Here is a 422-nt window from a genome sequence, read left to right on the forward strand (position 1 = left end):
GTGCAGTAATTACCCTAGATGCCTTGCATTGTCAGCGTGAAACGTTGGAAAAAATCAGTGAGAAAAAGGCGCATGTTGTGGTTCAAGTCAAAAAGAACCAGCCCACACTTTGGAACGCTGTTCAGTCGCAGTTTCAGGCTGTTTTTGATGCTAAGAAAGAACAAGTTGTCACCGAAGTCAGACAAGAGGCTCATGGTCGCAAAGAGGAACGATATGTATTCCAACTCAAAGCAAAATTGCCAGAGAATCTTGTGGAAAAATGGCCGACCATTCGGAGTATCATCGCAGTAGAACGACATCGTACAGAGGGTCGGAAAACAACGATAGACACCCGTTACTATGTGAGTTCGTTGTCCCCACGCCACAAACTGCTTGGGCACTACATCCGCCAGCACTGGCGGATTGAGAACAGTCAGCATTAT

Annotated in this window: 1 protein-coding gene; it reads left to right on the plus strand. The window is 46.4% G+C overall.

The window, feature by feature from the left end; translation table 11 throughout:
* Positions 1–422: ISAs1 family transposase (locus J3L11_RS19035; protein ID WP_207572009.1), on the plus strand; the 422-nt coding region annotated here is incomplete at both ends.

Origin of the sequence: Shewanella sp. 4t3-1-2LB, assembly GCF_017368415.1 — a bacterium.
GTDB lineage: Bacteria > Pseudomonadota > Gammaproteobacteria > Enterobacterales > Shewanellaceae > Shewanella > Shewanella fodinae.